This is a genomic window from Streptomyces sp. NPDC127092, assembly GCF_042722475.1.
In the GTDB taxonomy this organism is placed as follows: domain Bacteria; phylum Actinomycetota; class Actinomycetes; order Streptomycetales; family Streptomycetaceae; genus Streptomyces.
Genome location: NZ_JBHXFE010000014.1, coordinates 151224 through 171286, shown reverse-complemented (window position 1 = coordinate 171286; position 20063 = coordinate 151224). Strand labels below are relative to the sequence as shown.

Sequence of the window (20063 nt, the reverse complement as noted above, 5' to 3'; positions counted from 1 at the left end):
GGGCCGGAGCGGCCGGGGCCGGGGCGGCGGCCGGAGCGGCACCGGCGGCGCCGATGACGGCGAGCTTGGCGCCGACCTCGGCGGTCTCGTCCTCACCGACGACGATCTCGAGCAGCACACCGGAGGCCGGGGCCGGGATCTCGGTGTCGACCTTGTCCGTGGAGACCTCGAGCAGCGGCTCGTCGGCCTCGACGGTCTCGCCGACCGACTTCAGCCAGCGGGTCACGGTGCCCTCGGTGACGGACTCGCCGAGCGCGGGCAGGACGACGTCCGTGCCCTGGGCGCCACCGGCGGGAGCGGCGGCCGGAGCCTCGGCGGCGGGCGCCGGAGCCGGGGCGGCGGGGGCCTCGGCCACGGGGGCCGGAGCGGCGGCCGGGGCCGGAGCCGGGGCGGCCTCGGCGGCCGGGGCCGGAGCCGCGGCCGGAGCGCCGGAGCCGTCGTCGATGACGGCCAGCTCGGCGCCGACCTCGACCGTCTCGTCCTCGGCGACCTTGATGGAGGCCAGGATGCCCGAGGCGGGGGCGGGGATCTCGGTGTCGACCTTGTCGGTCGAGACCTCGAGCAGCGGCTCGTCGGCCTCGACACGCTCACCCTCGGCCTTGAGCCAGCGGGTGACGGTGCCCTCGGTGACGCTCTCGCCGAGCGCCGGCAGGGTTACGGAAACCGACATGGTTTCAGTTGCTCCTAACGAATTGCGGAAAGTGGTCGTCGCGCCCGTGTGACGTGAGCGTCAGTCGTGGGAGTGCAGAGGCTTGCCGGCCAGGGCCAGGTGGGCCTCGCCGAGCGCCTCGTTCTGCGTCGGGTGGGCGTGGATGAGCTGCGCGACCTCGGCCGGCAGCGCCTCCCAGTTGTAGATCAGCTGCGCCTCGCCGACCTGCTCGCCCATGCGGTCACCGACCATGTGGACGCCGACCACGGCACCGTCCTTGACCTGGACGAGCTTGATCTCGCCCGCGGTCTTGAGGATCTTGCTCTTGCCGTTGCCCGCGAGGTTGTACTTGAGGGCGACGACCTTGTCCGCGCCGTAGATCTCCTTGGCCTTGGCCTCGGTGATGCCGACGGAGGCGACCTCCGGGTGGCAGTACGTCACCCGCGGCACGCCGTCGTAGTCGATCGGCACGGGCTTCAGACCGGCGAGCCGCTCCGCCACCAGGATGCCCTCGGCGAAGCCGACGTGCGCGAGCTGGAGCGTCGGGACCAGGTCGCCGACCGCGGAGATCGTGGGCACGTTGGTCCGCATGTACTCGTCCACCAGGACGTAGCCGCGGTCCATCGCGATGCCCTGCTCCTCGTAACCGAGGCCGGCGGACACCGGGCCGCGGCCGATGGCGACGAGCAGCACCTCGGCCTCGAAGGTCTTGCCGTCCGCCAGGGTGACCTTCACACCGGTCTCGGTGTACTCGGCCGACTGGAAGAACGTGCCCAGGTTGAACTTGATGCCGCGCTTGCGGAAGGCGCGCTCGAGCAGCTTCGAGCTGTTCTCGTCCTCGACCGGGACGAGGTGCTTCAGGCCCTCGATCACCGTGACGTCGGTGCCGAAGGACTTCCACGCCGAGGCGAACTCGACGCCGATGACGCCGCCGCCGAGGATGATCGCGGACTCCGGGACCCGGTCCAGGGTGAGCGCGTGGTCCGAGGAGATGATGCGGTTGCCGTCGATCTCCAGACCCGGCAGCGACTTCGGCACGGAACCGGTGGCGAGGAGGACGTGACGGCCCTCGACGCGACGGCCGTCCACGTCGACGGAGGTCGGGGAGGACAGGTGGCCGGTGCCCTCGATGTACGTGACCTTGCGGGAGGCGACCAGACCCTGCAGACCCTTGTAGAGGCCCGAGATCACGTCGTCCTTGTACTTGTGCACGGCCTTGATGTCGATGCCCTCGAAGGAGGCCTTGACACCGAACTGCTCCGCCTCGCGCGCCTGGTCGGCGACCTCGCCGGCGTGGAGCAGGGCCTTCGTCGGGATGCAGCCGTTGTGCAGGCAGGTGCCGCCGAGCTTGTTCTTCTCGATCAGTGCGACGTCCAGGCCCAGCTGCGCTCCGCGCAGCGCCGCGGCGTAACCGCCGCTACCGCCGCCGAGGATCACTAGGTCGAAAACGGTGCTGGCGTCGTTCGCCACGTCACGTCCTCCATGCATGTGCGCTCGTCGCCCGTCTTCGGTGACGGGGCGGCGGCTGGTTCCGGCCGCTTTTCTTCGGCCCTGTGGTGGGGGCCCTGTCCTGCCGAGAACCCATCTTCGCACTTGTTGACGGACGGCGGGACGCGGGGCCGCGCTCTGAGACGGCTGATCGTCCGTACGGACCGGTAGGGCGGCGTACGAACCTACGGATTTCGTCGCGGGCGAACATCCGGGGGCCGCCCGGGCCCGCGGGCGCAGACCACCGGGGCCGCCGGCCCGGGAACGGCTACGGCCCCGGGGGCTCGGGTCCCCGGGGCCGTGCCGTCACCTCAGGCGACCGCTCAGAGCTCGCCGTCCGCGGTGCGCTCGGCGAGACGCACCAGGGTGCGCACCGAGGAGCCGGTGCCGCCCTTCGGGGTGTAGCCGTACGGGGCGCCCTCGTGGAAGGCGGGGCCCGCGATGTCCAGGTGGGCCCAGGTGATGCCCTCGCCCACGAACTCCTTCAGGAACAGACCGGCCACCAGGCCGCCGCCCATCCGCTCGCCCATGTTGGAGATGTCCGCCGTCGGGGAGTCCATGGCCTTGCGCAGGTCCGCCGGGAGCGGCATCGGCCAGGACTGCTCGCCGACCTCCTCCGCGATCTCGTGGATCGCGGTGCGGTAGTCGTCGTCGTTCGCCATGATCGCGAACGTGCGGTTGCCGAGCGCCAGGACCATGGCACCGGTCAGGGTGGCCACGTCGACGATCGCGTCCGGGTGCTCCTCCGAGGCCCTGGTCAGGGCGTCGGCCATGACCAGGCGGCCCTCGGCGTCGGTGTTGAGGACCTCGACGGTCTTGCCGCTGTACATGCGCAGCACGTCGCCCGGGCGGGTGGCGGAGCCGGACGGCATGTTCTCGGCGAGGGCCAGCCAGCCGGTGACGTTGACGGCCAGGCCGAGCCGGGCCGCGGCGACGACGGTGGCGAACACGGCGGCGGCGCCGCTCATGTCGCACTTCATCGTCTCGTTGTGGCCGGCCGGCTTCAGGGAGATGCCGCCCGAGTCGTAGGTGATGCCCTTGCCGACCAGGGCGAGGGTCTTCTCCGCCTTCGCGTGGGTGTAGGCGACGCGGACCAGACGCGGCGGGTTCACCGAGCCGGCGCCGACACCGAGGATGCCGCCGTAGCCGCCCTTGGCGAGCGCCTTCTCGTCGAGCACCTGCACCTTGAGGCCGTGCTCCTTGCCGGCGGCCTGGACGGCGGCGGCGAACGCGGCCGGCGTCAGGTCGTTCGGCGGCTGGTTGATCAGGTCGCGGGCGCGGTTCATCTCCTCGGCGACGGCGAGCGCGCGCTCCGCGGCGGCCTTGTAGGCCTTGTCGCGCGGCTTGGCGCCGAGCAGGGCGACCTCGGCCAGCGGCTTCTTCCCGCCCTGGCTGTTCTCCTGGTACGCGGTGTAGGCGTACGCGCCGAGCAGCGCGCCCTCGGCGATGGCGGCGGCGCCCTCGGGAGAGGCGATCGGCAGCGCGAACGCGGCCTTCTTCGAGCCGGTCAGGGCACGGGCGGCGGTGCCGGCGGCACGGCGCAGCGCCTCGGTGCCGTAGGCCTCACCGTCCTCGGGTGCCGAACCCAGGCCGACGGCGAGCACCACGGGGGCCTTGATGCCGGCGGGGGAGGGCAGCTTGGTCGCCTCACCCTCGGCGCCGGAGGCGCCCAGCGTCTCCAGGACGGCGGCGAGACCGCCGTCGAAGGCCTGGTCGACGACCTCGGCGCCCGGGGCGACGGTCAGCGCCTTACCGGACTTCGCGACGCCGACCACGAGGGCGTCGGCACGCAGCGTCGCCGCTCCTGCAGTGCTGAGAGTGAGAGCAGTCACGGTGGTGAATTCTCGCTTCCGTTGAGTTCTGTGGCGGTCGAGGGATGGGCCGACCGTGCCCGCCGCATCGTATTTCGGCCCGATGAGCGCTGGGAACGAAGCCTACGCTCGCTCGCCGCTTTCGCTCACGGCGGTGGTGATTCACTCATCCGTGGTGTCTCTGCCGGGTTTGGGTCCCGGATCCGCCGGGTCCGATTCACACTCGCCTCAATCGCGCAAGGACGACACACCGCCCTTCGCCCCATCCGCGACATCTCCACAGGTCCCGCCGGTCGGGCGGGGACCTGCCGAGGGGGGACACCCACCGATGGTTTCCAGCCGTTCCCGCACGCCCAGAACCTCCCGCGGCGCCTCCGGCCGGCGAGGCGCGCCCCGGCTCGCCGCCCTCGCCGCCGCCGGACTGCTCGCCACCGTCCTGCCCTCCGCGCAGGCCGGCGCCGCCGATCCCGACCCGCGGATCGACCTGACCGTGCTGGTCGTCGACGACGGCGGCAGCGCCGTGCAGGCGATCACCGCCGAGCTCGACGGCTCCGGGATCCCGTACCGCACGCTCGACCTGAACGACCCCGGCCGCCCGGTGCTCACCGCCGGCTTCCTCAGCGAACCCTCCGACAGCGCGACCGGCCGGCCCCGCGCCCGGTACCAGGGCGTCGTCCTGCCCCACGAGGCCGTCTTCGGACCCGACTCCGCCGAGCAGGCCGCCCTCGTCGCGTACGAGAAGACCTACGGCATCCCGCAGGTCGACGCCTACACCTGGGCCCACCCGGGCGTCGGCCTCGACTACACCTCGGACGGCGGCTGGTCCGGCGTCCTCGACGGCGCCACCGCCCACGTCACCCCGGCCGGCCAGGCCGGGCCCTTCCGCGACCTGCGCGGACCGCTGACCTTCGAGGACAACGACCCGGACGTCTCCGAGAGCTACGGCTACGCCGGCCGCCCCCGGGCCGGCTACACCAGCTACCTCGACATGCCCGCCGCCGACGGCGGACGGATGAGCCTCGTCGGCGAGTACGCCCACGACGGACGGCGCGAGCTCGTCGTCACCTTCGCCTACAACCGGCACCAGCGGCAGTTCCGGGCCCTCGCCCGCGGCATCGTCGAATGGCTCACCCAGGGCGTCCACCTCGGCCGCTCCCGCAACTACCTCTCGGTCCACGTCGACGACGTCTTCGCGCCCGACGCCCGCTGGGACACCGCCCGCAACTGCACCCCCGGCGACCTCGACTGCCCCGGCGGCGACGGCGAGGCCGGCGAGAACCCCGTCCGGATGACCGCCGACGACGCCGCGTACGCCGCCGCCTGGCAGAAGTCCTCCGGCTTCCTCCTCGACATGGTCTACAACGGCGGCCAGGGCGAGCAGTGGAAGGCCGAACACGGCGGCACCGACCCGCTCGCGGCCCGGCTGATCGCCGACCGCGCCCAGTACCGCTGGATCAACCACACCTACACCCATCCCTTCCTCGGCTGCGTCCAGGACGTCACCACCGTCCCCTGGAGCTGCGCCAGGACCAGCACCGGCGCGACGGCCTGGGTGAGCCGCTCCGAGATCTCCGCCCAGATCCGCGACAACCTCAACTGGGCCTACGGCAAGGGCCTGCCCGTCGACCGCACCGAACTCGTCACCGGCGAGCACTCCGGACTGAAGACCCTGCCCCAGCAGCCCGTCGACAACCCGAACCTCGCCGGCGCCCTCGCCGACAACGGCGTGAAGTGGACGGCCAGCGACAACTCCCGCGAGCCGGCCCAGCGTTCCCTCGGCACCGGCTCCGGTGCCGCCCAGACCGTGCCCCGCCACCCCATGAACGTGTACTACAACGTGGGCACCGCCGCCGAGATGACCGACGAGTACAACTGGATCTACACCTCCCGCGCCGACGGCGGCAGCGGCATCTGCGAGAACAACCCGTCCTCCACCTGCCTGCCCGCCCCGCTCGACACCACGACCGGCTACCAGACCCACATCGTGCCGCAGGAGGCCCGCACCGCCCTGTCCCACGTCCTCGGCAACGACCCCCGGCCGCACTACGTCCACCAGTCCAACCTCGCCGAGGAACGCCTCCTCTACCCCGTCCTCGACAAGGTCCTCGCCGACTACCGCGCCCTGTTCGCCGACAACACGCCCCTGGTCAACCCGCGCCAGAAGGACGTCGGCACCGAGCTGAACCGCCGCACCGCCTGGGAGCGGGCGCTCGACGCCGGCCAGGTCACCGCCTACCGCGTCGGCGGCACCGTCACCGTCAAGGCCCCGTCCGGCGTGGCCGTCCCGGTCACCGCACCCGAAGGCACCCGCAAGCAACTCCTCCTCGGCACCGCCGCCTTCGGCACCGCCTACGCGGGAACCCGCTCCGCCTGGACGACCCCGGAACCCCTGCAGAGCGCCGTCACGCTGAAGCTCCCGACCACCTGACCCCACCGCCTGACCCGTCGTCAGAACCCGCCACCACGCGCTCCGGGGGAACGCACATGCCGAGCAGTGGCCGTCACGTCACCATGCTCACCGAAGGCACCTACCCACACGTCCACGGCGGCGTCAGCACCTGGTGCGACCAGCTGATCCGCGGCATGCCCGAGGTCGACTTCCACGTCCTCGCCCTCACCGGCAACGGCCGCGAACCCGTCACCTGGGAACTGCCGCCGAACCTCACCGCCCGCACCTCCTTCCCGCTCTGGGGCCCCGCCCCGGCGCGGGCCAGGAGCGCCCCGCGCGGCGCGGCCCGACGCCGCTTCCAGGACACGTACGAACGCTTCCTGCTGTCGATCCTGGACCCGGCGGCCGGCTGCGACTTCGGCGAGGCGCTCTACGAACTCGCCGCACTCGCCCGCGAAGGACGCCTGACCGCCGCACTGCGCACCGAACGCGTCCTGCGCACCCTCATGTGGATCTGGACCATGCCGCACCTGCCGACGGCCGCGGCCCGGCCCACCGTCCACGACGCCCTCACCGCCAACGACCTGCTCGAACACGCCCTGCGCCCGCTCACCGCCCGGATATCCGGCGACCGGGTCGCGCACGCCGTCTCCAGCGGGCTCGCCACGCTGCCGGCGCTGGCCGCCCAGCACTTCGAAGGGGTGCCCTTCCTGCTCACCGAACACGGCATCTACCTGCGCGAGCGCTACCTCGGCTACCGCACCGCGCCCCAGCGCTTCCCCGTGAAGTCCCTCCTCCTCGGCTTCTACCGCGAACTCAACACCCTCGGCTACCGCAAGGCCGACCTCATCACCCCCTGCAACCAGTACAACCGCCGCTGGGAGGAACGCGGCGGCGCACCGGCCGACCGCATCCGCACGGTCTACAACGGCGTGGACCCGACGGCCTTCCCCTGGGCGGGCCCGGAGCCCGAGACCCCCACCCTGAGCTGGGTGGGCCGCGTCGACCCCATCAAGGACCTGGAAACCCTGATCCGGGCGTACGCGATCGCCCGCGCCGAACTCCCCGAGCTGCGGCTCCGCCTCTTCGGCCCCGTCCCGGCGGGCAACGAGGACTACCGCACCCGGCTGGAGAAGCTCGCCGCCGAACTCGGCGTCACCGACGGCCTGACTTTCGAGGGCCGCACCTCCGACGTCGCCGGCGCCTACGCGGCGGGCAACGTCGTGATGCTCTCCTCCATCAGCGAGGGCTTCCCCTTCTCCCTCATCGAGTCCATGTCCTGCGGCCGGGCCACCGTCTCCACCGACGTCGGCGGCGTCCGCGAGGCCGTCGGCGACACCGGCCTGGTCGTCCCGCCCCGCGAACCGGCCGTCATGGCCGCGGCGGTCACCGAACTGCTCCAGGACGACGCCCGCCGCGCCGACCTGGCCGGGCGCGCCCGTCAGCGCGTCGTCGACCGCTTCACCCTCCACCGCTCGGTCGACGGCTTCCGCCGCATCTACCTGGAACTCGCCGGCCGCCGCCCCGAACCCCAGGCCGAGCCGGAGCACTGGACGGTCCGCCTGACCGACCCCTGGCGCACCGAACTGGCCGGAGGCGCGTGGGCATGAGCGGCTCCCTCTGGCTGAAGCCGGGCACCACGCAGGACACCCTTCCGGTGATCCCCCGTCAGCGGCACGGACACCGGACGCCCGCGACCGTGCCGGCCCCGCCCGCCGCCGGCGGCGTCCTCGCCGCCGACCCGCTGGACGAACTCGCCCACCGCCTCGACGCCCTGGCCGCCGTGGCCGTCCACCCCGACGAGATAGCCGCGATCCTCGAATCCGACGGCATGACCGACGACCACATCCGCCTCACCTACGGCCGCCCCGACTCCTTCGCCCTGGCCGAGGACCTGTACGCCCGCACCGAACGCCGCCATCCCGCCCCCGAGGCGCAGCCCGCCGACCCCTGGCACACCGGCCTCGCCGGATGCCTGCTGCGCGGCCTGGTCTTCGCGCTGCCCGGCCTCGCGTACGTCCTCGGCGCCCCGCTGCTCGCCGCCGGCCCCGGCCGCTACGGGCTCCCGCCGGGCACCGTCCCGCTGTTCGCCGGGGCCGTCACCGGCTGGGTGTGGAACCAGGCCCTCGCCCACCGGGCCTACACCTGGCTCGGCCTCGGCGACCGCCACGCAGCCGTCCGCGCCCTGCTCACCGGCGCCCCGGCCGGCGCGCTCGCCGGGGCGGCCGTCGCGGTCGCCGCCGCCGGTCCCGGCGAGCGGCCGGCCGCCCTGTTCGGCGCCGGCCAGGCCCTGTACCTGGCCGCGGCGACCGTCCTGCTCGTCCTCGGCCGCGAGCGGGCCCTGCTCACCGCGCTGCTGCCGCTCGCCGGCGCCGTTCCCGCCTTCCGCCACGACCTGCCGGAGCCGCTGCGGATCGCGCTGCTCCTGCTCTCGCTCGCCGCCACCACCGGCTTCGCCGCGCTCGTGCTGCGCCCGGGGCTGCGGCGCGGCGCCCGGGGCCGGGGCGGACCGCCGTTCGCGGCCTCGCTCCCGTACGGCCTGTTCGGCCTCGGCAGCGGACTGCTCGTGCTGTACGCGGGCGCCGACGCGGTGATCGCGCTGACCCTTTCCATGGGCCCGGCGGAATGGCTGCTCCACCGCTTCCGCGCCGCCGGCCTGGCCCGGCTGCGGCTGCTGACCACGGCGTACGAGTTCCGGCGCGCCGTCACCGGCACGCTCGCCCGCTGCCTCGGCGGCTATCTGGCGGTGCTGTTCGTCCTGACCGTCGGGGCCGCGCTGCTGTGGCCCGGCGCCGCCGCCGTCTCCGTACCGCGGGTCGTCTCGCTGCTGCTGGTCGGCGCGGTGCTGTGGCTGGGGCTGCTGCTCCAGGCCTTCGGCGCGGTGGCGAGCGCGGCCGTCGTGTGCCTGCTCGCGGCGGCCGCCCAGGGGCTCGCCCAGGCCTTCGCCCCGGCGGCCGGTCCCGCGGCGGCGGGCGCCGCGGCCGGCACGCTGTGCGTGCTGAGCTGTGTTCTGCTGGTACGACCGACCGCTCACCGTTGCTGAAGAGGGGCCCGGACCGTGAACTCCTCCCTCCTGGTGCCGTTCTACGAGCATCCCGCCGACCGTCCCGAGGACTGGGCCGCCGTCGTCGCGGCCGCGCCCGCCCTCTACGGCGTCGTCCTCAACCCGGCGAGCGGCGCCGGCACGGCCGCCGACCCGGCCTTCGCCGAGGTCGCCGCCCGGCTGCGCGGCGCGGGCGTACGGCTCCTGGGCTACGCGGACACCGACTACGGCCGCCGCCCGCACGCCGACGTGGTCGCCGACCTGCTGCGGCACCGCGACTGGTACGGGGCCGACGGCGCGTTCCTCGACCAGGTGCCGACCGACCCGGACGCGCTGCCGCACTACCGGCGCCTCGCCGTGGCGGCGCGCGCGGCCGGCGCCCGTACGCTCGTCCTCAACCACGGCGCGCAGCCGGCCGCCGGCTACGAGACCCTCGCGGATCTGCTCGTCACCTTCGAGGGCCCCTGGGACTCCTACCGGAACCTCGACCTCCCGGTAGCCGACCACTACTGCCACCTGGTGTACGCGGCCCCGGCCGACGCCCGCCCGGCGACCCCGGTCCACTGCGCGGTCCCCGGCAGCGGCGCCCACCCGTGGGGCACCCTTCCGCACACCCTGGAGCCCGCCCGGTGAGACGCCTGCTGCCCCTGCTCGCCCTGCTGCTGTTCGCCGCGGCCTGCACGACGGCCCCGCCACCGCCCGACGACCGCGCCCCGGCCCCGCGCTGGCAGCCCCGGCCGGGCCTCGCCTGGCAGTGGCAGCTCAGCGGCCGCCTGGACCCGGCGGTGGACGTCCCGGTCTACGACATCGACGGCTTCGACCACCCGGCGGCCACGGTCGCCGACCTGCACCGCCGCGGCCGCAAGGTCATCTGCTACCTCTCCACCGGCGCCTGGGAGGACTTCCGCCCGGACGCCGCGAAGTTCCCGAAGTCCCTCCTGGGCAAGGGCAACGGCTGGCCCGGCGAACGCTGGCTCGACATCCGCCGCACCGACCTCCTCGCCCCGCTGATGGCCGCCCGCCTCGACATGTGCCGCGCCAAGGGCTTCGACGCCGTCGAACCGGACAACATGGACGGCTACGCCAACCCCACCGGCTTCCCCCTCACGCCGGCCGACCAGCTCCGCTACAACCGCCTGATCGCCCGCCTGGCCCACGAGCGCGGCCTGGCGGTCGCCCTGAAGAACGACCTCGACCAGATCCCCCAGCTCCTCCCGGACTTCGACTTCGCGGTCAACGAACAGTGCGCCGAGTACGGGGAGTGCGAGCGGCTGACGCCTTTCGTGAAGGCCGGCAAGGCGGTCTTCCACGTCGAGTACGAACGCGACCCGGAGGACTTCTGCCCCCGGGCACGCGAGCTGGGCCTGAGCTCGATGCGGAAGGAGTACGACCTGGGGGCGTGGCGGAGGGCGTGCCAGCCCTAGGCCTCGCCCCTGGAGGTGACGACGTAACAGGAGATGCCGTCCGGGCCCCACATGTACCAGAAGGCTCCCTCGTCGCCCGCTTCCGAGATCCAGCTGTCGGAGGCCCTGCCGTAGGCGCGGTCACAGGCCCGGCTCGCCTCCTTCTTGGCGCCGGGCTCGTCCGGGTAGGCGCCGCCGCTGTAGGAGGCGTGCGCGAAGAGGCGGCCGTCGTGCGGCTTGGCGCACGGGACCTCCGCGACCAGTTCGAGGTCGCGCTGACCGGTGCTGAAGTCGACGCAGCGCCCGGGCCTGACGTCGTGGATCGACCGCACCGTCTTCCCGGCGTCCAGCACCCGGCCCGTCGGCTCGGTCGCGGGCCTCGGGGCGCCGTACTTGTCGAGGCTGAGCTCCATCGTCAGGGCGGTGGCGTCCGGGAAGACGCTGCCCTTCTTGCCGAGCATGCCGGACAGGTCGGCCTGGACCCGGCTCAGCCGGCCCGTGGTGTCGAGGGAGACGGTCAGCGGCACCGTCTTGTTCCGTGCGATGCCCGGGGTGTACGTCTCGGAGGTCAGCTGTTCGGAGATCTCGACCGGGAGCATGTTCGACACGGGGTCGAGCGGTGCGGTCGCCCGGTAGTTGACGCCCTGGCGGCTCGTGGCCTCGGCTCCGCCGAGGACCTCCAGGAGCGTGCCGCCGACGGGCGCCTCGGTGCCGCGCAGCCGGTCGAGGGTCCTGAGGCTCCTGTCGTAGTCACCGGCCCCGTAGCGCAGCCAGTAGTCGGCGGAGGCGGCCCGGTAGGTGATGTTCTGGCCGTCGACCAGGACGCGGCCCCAGGAGTCGGCGTTGCTCTTGCCCGGCACGCGCCCGAGGATCGCGTCCTTGGCGCCGTCCGAGAACTTCTCGGGCACCGTCCAGCGGACGACCGCGTCGCCGGTGTTCTTCGCGAAGTCCAGCCGCCCCTCGACGCTCTGGACCGCCTTCCCCTTCTTCGTCGTCAGCGTCAGCCGCTGGGTGAAGCCGACGGTACGGGCCTTCTGCGTCTGGCGCAGGGCCAGGAACACCTGGCGGTCGAGCTTCTGGTCGAAGACCGGGTGCCTGGTCGGCGCGGCCTTCGGCCTGGCGTCGTCCGCGCCGCCGGAGCACGCGGTCAGGAACAGGGACGCGGTGGCGAGGACCGCGCCCGTACGGGCAAGGCGTCTGATCATGCCCACATGACCACGCCGGCACCCGGAAGGTTGCCCTCCGCGCAGGTCACGGCTTGGTCACCCGGGCGTCAGCCGAGCGTCAGCGCCACCAGTGCCGCCGTCGCCGCCGTCTCCTCCACGGCGCCGAAGACATCGCCCGTCACCCCGCCGAAGCGCCGTACGCACCGGCGCAGCAGCAGTTCCGCCGCGGCCAGTGCGGCGACCGCGGCCAGCACGTGGCGTGCGGCGTCGTACGGGGAGAGCAGGGCGCCGGAGGCCGCGCACAGCAGCAGGACCGCGGCGGTCGCCAGGGCGGCCGCGCGGAGCGGGACGGTCGCCGCGACGACCGCGCCGAGGCCCTCGGGGCGGGCGGCCGGGACGCCGGTGCGGGAGGCGTGGGTGAGGGCGAGCCGGGCGACGGTCGCGGCGAGCGCGGCGGCGACCGTGCCGGCCGCCCAGCCCTCCCCGTACAGCTGGTACAGCGCGGCGACCTGGGCGAGCAGTGCCAGGACGAGGGTGATGACGCCGAAGGGGCCGATGTCGGACTGCTTCATGATGCGCAGCGCGTCCTCGGCGGGCTTCCCGCTGCCCAGTCCGTCGGCGGTGTCGGCCAGCCCGTCGAGGTGCAGGCCGCGGGTCAGCAGCGCGGGGACGGCGACGGTGAGCACCGCGGCGAGCAGCGGGCCCGCGCCGAGCAGCAGGAAGACGCCGCCGACCGCCGCCGCGAACAGGCCGACGACCAGGCCCGCGAGCGGGGCGCAGAGCATCCCGGCGCGGGCCGCGTCACGGTCCCAGCGGGTGATGCGGGCGGGAAGCACGGTGAGGGTGCCGAAGGCGAAACGCAGGCCGTCCATCCGCGGAAGGGTAGTGCCCACGCGCGGGAGGCTAAATTGGCCCCAAAGGAAAGAAAACTGACGAAACGGCACCGAGCGACAGGCAGAGGGTGGCATGGGTCACTGGTTCTCGCGCAACATCGTCGAACCCGGGAAGCTCCCGATGTTCCTCGCCCTGACCTCGTTCGTGCTCACCTTCCTCGTCACCCGGACCGTCACCCGGCTCATCCGGGCCGGCAAGGGCCCCTTCCGGAACGTGTCCTCGGGCGGGGTGCACATCCACCACGTGGTGCCGGGCGTCGTGCTCACGATCCTCGGCGGGTTCGGTGCGGTCGGCAGCGGCCGGCACGGCGTCGGGGCGGCGGTCTTCGCCGTGGTCTTCGGGATCGGGGCCGGGCTGGTCCTCGACGAGTTCGCGCTCGTGCTCCACCTCGACGACGTCTACTGGTCGGACGACGGCCGCAAGAGCGTCGAGGTCGTCGTCCTCACCGCGGCCCTGGTCCTGCTCGTGCTCGCCGGCTTCTCGCCGCTCGGCGTCAACGACGTCACGGCGGAGGAGCGGCAGGACCGGGTCTCCTTCATCCTCACCCTCGTGCTGAACTTCGTCCTCGTCCTCGTCACTTTGGTGAAGGGCAAGTTCCGGATGGCCGTGCTCGGCACCCTGATCCCCTTCGTCGCGATCGTCGGCGCCGTCCGCCTGGCCCGGCCCGGCTCCTGGTGGTCCCGGCACCTCTACGGCCGCCGCCACCGGGCCCGGGCCCGCTCCCGGATCCGCACCTACCGGCACGACAAGCGCTGGGTCCGGGTCCGCCGCCGTGCTCAGGACCTGATCGGCGGCTTCCAGGAGCGGGTGCCCGGCCGCGGCTCCACGCCGCCGCGCTGACGGCGCCGCCCCCGCCACTCCTGCACCGCGATGATCACCAGCACCGCGGCGATCGCCGCCAGGTGCTCCTTGCCGGCCAGGTTGTTCTTGATCATCACCTCGACGACCATCGCCACGACCACCAGCGAGCCGGTCCACCAGGCCCGGTAGCGCCAGCACACGTACACGGCGAGCCCGACGACCGCCGCCGACGGGCCGGTGTCCACCACCTGCGCGTCCGAGGCGGGCAGCCCCAGCGGGCCGTCCGGACCGAGGGCGATGCCCACCCGGGCGTACAGCGTGCCGGCGAGCGTCGCCACGTACGCGATGACCAGGGTCCGCCACCGGCCGAGGCAGATCTCGGCGATCCCGAAGACCAGCAGGATCTGCGCGAGCGCGCCCCACACGGGCAGGTCGAGTGCCGGGACGAACAGCGACAGCGGGGTACGGAGCAGGGCGGGACCCAGCGGGTCCTCGGCCCGCACCGAGCCGATGTCCTGGACCGGCTGGTAGCCCCAGTCCTGGTTCTGCACGATCTGGAACACCGAGGTGAGGCACACGGCGGTCAGGGTCATCGGGATCGCGCGCCATTTGCGCGTGACGAGCGCCGTCCGCACCGTGCCGGACAGCGGGCCCCACTCGCGGCGCGCGAACCCCTTGAGGCCTCCGCTCAACGCCGGCCCGCCAGATGCCGGCGGTGCATCCACTTGGGCAGCCCGGGGGCCTCCAGAAAGCCTTCGGCGCGGCCGGCGGCGAGGCCGATCCGCAGCAGGTCGGCGCTCTTCTCGAAGAGCATGAATCGGGGCTCCCAGATCGGTCGGTACTTGGCGTTGGCACGGTACAGCGACTCGATCTGCCACCAGCGGGAGAAGAAGCTGAGCAGCGAACGCCACATCCGCAGCACGGGTCCCGCCCCGAGCTTCGAGCCGCGTTCGAAGACGGACCGGAACATCGCGAAGTTCAGCGAGACCTGAGTGATCCCGATCTCCTTCGCCCGCTGGAGCAGCTCGATGACCATGAACTCCATCAGGCCGTTCTCGGAGTCCCGGTCCCGGCGCATCAGGTCGAGCGAGAGGCCCTTCGGTCCCCACGGCACGAAGGACAGCAGCGCCCGCAGCTCACCCTCGTCATCGGTGCACTCCAGCATCACGCAGCGCCCGTCCCTCGGGTCGCCGAGCCGCCCGAGCGCCATGGAGAAGCCGCGCTCGGTCGCGCCGTCGCGCCAGTCGTCGGCCTTGCGGAGCAGCTCGTCCATCTCCGCGGCCGGGATGTCCTCGTGGCGCCGGATCCGGACCTCGTAACCGGCCCGCTTGACCCGGTTGAAGGCCTGCCGGACCGTGCGCATGGCCCGCCCGTCCAGCGTGAACTCGTCCGTCTCGACGATCGCCTCGTCGCCCAGCTCCAGGGCGTCGAGCCCGTGCCGGGCGTAGATCGTGCCGGCCTCCTCGCTCGCCCCCATCACGGCCGGGATCCAGCCGTGCTCGCGGGCCTCGGCCAGCCAGGGCTCGATGGCGCCGGGCCAGGCCTCCGGGTCGCCGATCGGGTCGCCGGAGGCCAGCGACACCCCGCCCACCACCCGGTAGGCGATGGCCGCCTTCTCGCTGGGCGACCAGATCACGCTCTTCTCGCGGCGCAGCGCGAAGTAGCCGAGCGAGTCCCGGTCGCCGTGCTTGTCGAGCAGCACCCGCAGCCGGTCCTCGTCCTCCTCGGTCAGCGGGTCGACGGCCCGGCGGGAGCGGAAGGCCGCGAAGAGCACGGCGAACAGCAGCAGCGTGGACATCACGTTGATGACCACGTTCACCCAGCCCGGCGTGGCGATGCCGGGGAAGCGCGAGTCGTCGGCGGCCACGGTGATCAGCCGCATTACGCCGTAGCGCCAGCGCTCCAGGAACGTGGAGTGGCCGGACGACTCGTTGGTGATCGTGACCAGGCCGGCGGCGAGCAGCGAGGTGACCAGCAGTCCGCCGATCGCGACCGCCGTCGCGAGCAGCGGGTTGGAGCGGTCGCCCTTCGCGTAGAACTCCTTGCGGCCGAGCAGCAGCGCGGTGAAGAAGGCCGCCGTCAGGACCAGCGAGATCCAGTTCTGGGCGTGCTGCCGGATCTCGGGGAAGACCATCACCACCGCGAAGAGCAGCAGGAAGAGCCCGGAGAGGACGAAGTTCAGGATCCAGGCGGCCCGCTTGCGGCGGCGCATGGTGATCGCCAGGAAGAGCGTGAAGACACCCGACGCGAAGCCCGCCGTGAGCATGTACGGGGTGAAGTAGTCGTCCTCGTTGTGCCGGCGCAGGTCCTGGCCGAACGAGACCCACACCGCGCTCAGGAAGTTGATGAACGTGACGACCCGCAGATACCAGACGGCGAACGCGGCGCTGCGCCGCGAACGGACCGTGCTCTGGGGCGCTCCCTCGCTGGACAAACGGACCTCTCCCATGAAAAGCGATCATATGGGGCATCGCTCCGCACGGCCGGTCGCAGGATGCGACCCGCCGCGCGTGGCGGCCCGGTCGCATCCGGTGCCGTGATCCGTGTTCTCAGCTCTCCTCGGCCGGTACGGCCGCCGGAGAGGTCACCTCCGGCAGCTCCGCGGCCAGCGCGGCGGCGGCCCGGACGAGGGGAAGCGCGAGCAGGGCCCCGGTTCCCTCGCCCACAGTGACGCCGTGGTCGAGCAGAGGGTTGAGCGCCATCCGGTCCAGCGCCTTCGCCTGCGCCGGCTCCCCGCTCACCTGGCCCGCCAGCCACCAGTCCGGCGCCCGGAACGCCGCACGCTGCGCCACCAGGGCACAGGCCGCGCCCACCACGCCGTCGAGCACCACCGGCATCCGCCGCACCGAGGCCTGCAGCAGGAAGCCGGTCATCGCCGCCAGATCGGCGCCGCCCACCGCCGCGAGCAGCTCCAGCTGGTCGCCGAGCACCGGCCGCGCCCGGCGCAGCGCGTCCCTGATCGCCGCGCACTTGCGCATCCACGCCAGGTCGTCGATGCCGGCACCGCCCCGCCCGGTCACCACGGAGGCGTCCGTCCCGCACAGCGCGGCGATGAGCGTGGAGGCGGGCGTGGTGCCGCCCACGCTCACGTCGCCGAGCACCACGAGATCGGTCCCGGAGTCGGCCTCCTCGTCGGCGACGGCGATCCCCAGCTCCAGGGCCTCGCGCGCCTCCTCGACGGTCAGCGCGTCCTCCACGTCGATACGGCCCGAACCGCGCCGCACCCGGCGCCGGGTCACCTCCGCCGGCAGCAGCTCCGGATCGCAGTCGAGACCCGCGTCCACGACCCGCACCGGCACCTGCTGGGCCCGCGCGAGCACCGCCACCGGGCTCGCGCCGTCGAGCACCGCGCGCACCAGCTCGTACGCGCCACCGGCGGCCCGCCCGGACACGTCGAGCGAGGCCACCCCGTGGTCACCCGCGAACAGCACCACCTTCGGCTGCTCCACCGGCCGCACCGGGACCGCGCCCTGGGCCGCCGACAGCCACTCGCCCAGCTCGTCGAGCCGCCCGAGCGCACCGGGACGGACACTCAGCCGCTCCCTGCGCTCCTCGGCGTCACGCCGTATCCCCCCGTCGGGGCGCTCGATCAGATCGGAGAAGTCGTCGAGGTTCAAGGTTGCTTCCGCCTAGGAATCAAACGGTCGTGGGCAGGGCCGGGCAGGTGGACCACCTCCGGGACCCGTCCGGCAGGGCCCGGTCGCTCGCACCCTACCCGCGGAGCACCAGCGCCTGCCCCGCGACCACCAGCAGCACCTGCTCGCACTCGTCGCCGAAGGCCGCGTTGAGCCGTCCCAGCTCGTCCCGGAAGCGCCGCCCCGACGCCGTCGCCGGCACCACGCCCGAACCCGCCTCGTTGGTCACGGCGACGACCGTACGACGCGTCTCGCGCACCGCCGCGACCAGTTCGGCGACCCGCTCGCCCAGTGCCTCCCGGCCGCCGTTCCGCCAGGCGTCGTCGTCCCAGGCACCGACCCGGTCCATGGCGTCCGTCAGCCACAGCGACAGACAGTCGACGAGCAGCGCGGGCCCGTCCTCCCGGAGCAGCGGCACCAGGTCGCAGGTCTCCTCCGTGCGCCAGGAGCCCGGCCGCCGCTCCCGGTGCAGGCCGACCCGGTGGGCCCACTCCGGATCGCCCTCGCGGGTCCCGCCCGTGGCCACGTACAGCACCTCGGGGAAGGTCTCCAGACGCCGCTCGGCCTCCACCGACTTGCCCGACCGGGCCCCGCCGGTCACCAGCGTGCGCCGCGGCACCTCCGGCACCGCGTGGTACTCGCCGACGTACAGCGTCGTCCCGTCCGGCACCGCCCGTGCCCCCGCCGCCGCCAGCCGCCGGTCCAGCTCGGCCCCGGTCGGCGCGTCGTGGTCCAGGTGCACGGCGATCACGTCCGTGTCCGCCCCCACGGCCCCGCTCGCCCGCAGCCGGGCCAGGCCGTCCGGCCGCCCCGTCACGTCGGCGATCACCATGTCGTACGGCGTGCGGTGCGCCTCACCGAGCCCGGCGACCGCACCGCCCGGCGGCAGATACAGCAGCCGCTCGCCGTCCGTCGAGGTCACCTCGTACCCGGTGCCCGGCGAGTCCATCGCGACGGCCCGCACCCGGTGCCCGCTGATCAGCGTCAGCTCCCGCCCGTCCGGCACCCGGCCCGCCGTCGGCAGCCCCGCGGGCACCTCCACGGCCGGCCCGTCGTGCGGATGCGTGAGCAGCACCTGCCGTACGCCGACCAGCGAGTGCCCCGAACGGGCGGCGGCCAGCGCGGCGCCCGGCGTCAGATCCAGCAGCAGCGCCCCGTCCACCAGCAGCGAGGTCGCGGCCCGCACCCGGCCGCCACGGGACAGCGCGCACACCGCGCACGGGCAGTCGGGGCGGGGGAGTCCGAGGGGGGCGCCGGTGCCGAGCAGAGTCAGTTCCACCCCTAGATCCTCCCGCGACACCGCAAGCGGTGCGCGCCCGGCTACGCTGCGGGCAGGAAACCGATGATCCGGTGAGCACCAGGAGGCGGACATGGCATGGACGTGGCGGTTCGAGAAGTCCGACGGCACCGAGGTCCCGCCGACGGTGACTCCTGAGGAGTTCACCACCCAGGGCGACGCGGAATCCTGGCTCGGCGAGCACTGGCGCGCCCTCCTCGACGGCGGCGCGGCCCAGGTGACGCTGTCGGAGGACGGCACGAAGATCTACGGCCCGATGCCGCTGGACGCGGGGAACTGAACCCCGACGGCGGGGCGCCGCACCACAAGGAGAAATGACCGACCACGGCGGGGTGCCGCACCGCGGCGCCCCGCCGCCCGGCCGAGTCGGGAGAACGGCCTACATCCGGAAGAGCGGCCGAGATCCCGAAGAGCGGCCCGGATCCGGAAGCGACGTCCTAGATCTCGCCGAGGGTGACCTCGGCCTTGTCCTCCCGGTCGCCCCGGGTGAACACCACCGTCACCTTCTCGCCCGGCTTGCGCGCCGCCAGCGACTCCGACAGCGACGTGATCGTCGTGATCGGGTCGTCGCCCAGCCTGGTGATGACGTCACCGGCCCTCAGCCCGGCCCTGGCCGCCGCCCCGCCCGGCTGGGCCTCGACGATCGCGACGCCCGCCGGCTCGTAGGCGTCGTCCAGGACCGTACGGCCCGTGATGTTGAGCGCCGCCCGGCCCGAGTCCGTCACCTTGCCCGTCGCGATGATCTGGTCGGCCACCGTCCGCACCATCGACGCGGGGATCGCGAAGCCGATGCCCGGTGCCGAACCGCCGCCCAGCTCCGGGTTGGTCGCCGCCAGCGTCGGGATGCCGATGACCTCGCTGTCCAGGTTCACCAGCGCGCCGCCGCTGTTGCCCGGGTTGATCGCGGCCGAGGTCTGCACCATGTTGCCGATCGTCGCGCCGGTCCCGCCGCCCGCGCGGCCCTCGCTGACGGTGCGTCCGGTCGCCGAGACGATGCCCTGGGTGACGCTCCCGGACAGGCCCAGCGGCGAGCCCATCGCCAGCACGATCTGGCCCATGTCGACCTTCGCCGAGTCGCCGAACCGCGCCGCCTTCAGACCCTGCGGCACGCTGTCCAGCCGGATCACCGCGAGGTCCTGCTCGGGATAGGCCGACACCAGCCGCGCCGTCACCGGCTGCCCGCCCGTGGCCGCCGTGACCCTGAAGACCCGCTCCCCGCCGACCACGTGCGCGTTGGTGACGATGTGGCCCTTCCCGTCGTAGACGACACCCGAACCCAGGCTCTCCGACGCGTCGATCTGGACGACCGACGGCAGCACGTTCCTGATCACCGACTGGTAGTCGTCCTGGAGCTCGTTGGCGGACAGCGGGACGGCGGCCGCCTGGGTGGACCGCTCGGCCCGGGGCGCGGGCCCGGCCGAACAGCCGCCGAGCAGGGCGACGGCGCAGGTCCCGGCGGCGAGGGGAAGCAGGAGACGTCTCATGAC

The 20063-nt window shown here is 73.4% G+C and carries 17 protein-coding genes; 7 read left to right on the top strand and 10 right to left on the bottom strand.

Features of this window, described 5'->3' with window-relative positions:
* The 3 genes from ACFWJO_RS14705 to ACFWJO_RS14695 form a co-directional block, all read right to left on the bottom strand.
* Window positions 1-670: biotin/lipoyl-containing protein (locus ACFWJO_RS14705; protein WP_386865069.1), on the bottom strand; the 670-nt coding region annotated here is incomplete at its 3' end.
* Between the two features lie 60 nt (window positions 671-730).
* Complete coding sequence (lpdA, locus tag ACFWJO_RS14700; RefSeq protein ID WP_384421499.1) at window positions 731-2119, bottom strand: dihydrolipoyl dehydrogenase; 1389 nt, start codon at window positions 2117-2119, stop codon at window positions 731-733.
* Window positions 2120-2460: 341 nt separating this feature from the next.
* Window positions 2461-3969 carry a leucyl aminopeptidase gene (locus ACFWJO_RS14695; RefSeq protein WP_386865068.1) on the bottom strand — a complete coding sequence of 503 codons (1509 nt, stop codon included), beginning with the start codon at window positions 3967-3969 and terminating at the stop codon, window positions 2461-2463.
* Window positions 3970-4276: 307 nt separating this feature from the next.
* On the opposite strand from ACFWJO_RS14695, the gene ACFWJO_RS14690 reads away from it, so the two are divergent.
* From ACFWJO_RS14690 to ACFWJO_RS14670, 5 genes are read left to right on the top strand one after another with little or no spacing between them, the layout of a single operon-like run.
* The gene (locus tag ACFWJO_RS14690; protein WP_386865067.1) at window positions 4277-6376 is read left to right on the top strand and encodes a hypothetical protein; all 2100 of its coding nucleotides are present in this window, start codon (window positions 4277-4279) and stop codon (window positions 6374-6376) included.
* 56 nt (window positions 6377-6432) lie between these two features.
* On the top strand, window positions 6433-7947 hold the full coding sequence (gene pelF / locus ACFWJO_RS14685) for a GT4 family glycosyltransferase PelF (protein ID WP_386865066.1): 1515 nt from the start codon (window positions 6433-6435) through the stop codon (window positions 7945-7947).
* Window positions 7944-9380, top strand: coding sequence for a hypothetical protein (locus ACFWJO_RS14680; protein WP_386865065.1), 1437 nt, complete (start codon window positions 7944-7946; stop codon window positions 9378-9380). The genes pelF and ACFWJO_RS14680 overlap by 4 nt, the downstream gene beginning before the upstream one ends.
* A 15-nt stretch (window positions 9381-9395) precedes the next feature.
* A complete protein-coding gene (locus ACFWJO_RS14675) occupies window positions 9396-10013 on the top strand; it encodes a spherulation-specific family 4 protein (RefSeq protein ID WP_386865064.1) in 618 nt (205 codons plus the stop codon).
* A complete protein-coding gene (locus tag ACFWJO_RS14670; RefSeq protein ID WP_386865063.1) occupies window positions 10010-10804 on the top strand; it encodes an endo alpha-1,4 polygalactosaminidase in 795 nt (264 codons plus the stop codon). Before ACFWJO_RS14675 ends, ACFWJO_RS14670 begins: the two co-directional genes overlap by 4 nt.
* On the opposite strand, the gene ACFWJO_RS14665 is transcribed toward ACFWJO_RS14670, so the two are convergent.
* Together ACFWJO_RS14665 and ACFWJO_RS14660 are read right to left on the bottom strand one after the other, a co-directional pair.
* A complete protein-coding gene (locus tag ACFWJO_RS14665) occupies window positions 10801-11988 on the bottom strand; it encodes a hypothetical protein (RefSeq protein WP_386865062.1) in 1188 nt (395 codons plus the stop codon). The two genes, ACFWJO_RS14670 and ACFWJO_RS14665, sit on opposite strands and share 4 nt — an antisense overlap.
* A gap of 68 nt (window positions 11989-12056) precedes the next feature.
* The gene (locus ACFWJO_RS14660) at window positions 12057-12821 is read right to left on the bottom strand and encodes an adenosylcobinamide-GDP ribazoletransferase (RefSeq protein WP_386865061.1); all 765 of its coding nucleotides are present in this window, start codon (window positions 12819-12821) and stop codon (window positions 12057-12059) included.
* A 94-nt stretch (window positions 12822-12915) separates the two neighbouring features.
* Here ACFWJO_RS14660 and ACFWJO_RS14655 point away from each other — a divergent pair, with 94 nt between their 5' ends.
* The gene (locus ACFWJO_RS14655) at window positions 12916-13683 is read left to right on the top strand and encodes a hypothetical protein (protein WP_386865060.1); all 768 of its coding nucleotides are present in this window, start codon (window positions 12916-12918) and stop codon (window positions 13681-13683) included.
* On the opposite strand, the gene ACFWJO_RS14650 is transcribed toward ACFWJO_RS14655, so the two are convergent.
* The 4 genes from ACFWJO_RS14650 to ACFWJO_RS14635 all read right to left on the bottom strand — a co-directional run bounded on the left by ACFWJO_RS14650 (window position 13620) and on the right by ACFWJO_RS14635 (window position 18558).
* Window positions 13620-14336 (bottom strand): hypothetical protein, encoded by a 717-nt coding sequence (locus tag ACFWJO_RS14650; protein WP_386865059.1) that lies wholly within the window; start codon window positions 14334-14336, stop codon window positions 13620-13622. The two genes, ACFWJO_RS14655 and ACFWJO_RS14650, sit on opposite strands and share 64 nt — an antisense overlap.
* Window positions 14333-16093 (bottom strand): phosphatidylglycerol lysyltransferase domain-containing protein, encoded by a 1761-nt coding sequence (locus ACFWJO_RS14645; protein ID WP_386865058.1) that lies wholly within the window; start codon window positions 16091-16093, stop codon window positions 14333-14335. Before ACFWJO_RS14645 ends, ACFWJO_RS14650 begins: the two co-directional genes overlap by 4 nt.
* Before the next feature lie 100 nt (window positions 16094-16193).
* On the bottom strand, window positions 16194-17261 hold the full coding sequence (gene cobT / locus ACFWJO_RS14640) for a nicotinate-nucleotide--dimethylbenzimidazole phosphoribosyltransferase (protein WP_386865057.1): 1068 nt from the start codon (window positions 17259-17261) through the stop codon (window positions 16194-16196).
* 94 nt (window positions 17262-17355) lie between these two features.
* A complete protein-coding gene (locus ACFWJO_RS14635; RefSeq protein ID WP_386865056.1) occupies window positions 17356-18558 on the bottom strand; it encodes a bifunctional adenosylcobinamide kinase/adenosylcobinamide-phosphate guanylyltransferase in 1203 nt (400 codons plus the stop codon).
* Between the two features lie 91 nt (window positions 18559-18649).
* On the opposite strand from ACFWJO_RS14635, the gene ACFWJO_RS14630 reads away from it, so the two are divergent.
* Window positions 18650-18856: a hypothetical protein gene (locus ACFWJO_RS14630; protein ID WP_386865055.1), complete on the top strand. Its 207-nt coding sequence runs from the start codon at window positions 18650-18652 to the stop codon at window positions 18854-18856.
* 157 nt (window positions 18857-19013) lie between these two features.
* Here ACFWJO_RS14630 and ACFWJO_RS14625 read toward each other — a convergent pair whose 3' ends face one another.
* Window positions 19014-20060: a S1C family serine protease gene (locus tag ACFWJO_RS14625; RefSeq protein ID WP_386865054.1), complete on the bottom strand. Its 1047-nt coding sequence runs from the start codon at window positions 20058-20060 to the stop codon at window positions 19014-19016.
* Window positions 20061-20063: the final 3 nt, after the last annotated feature.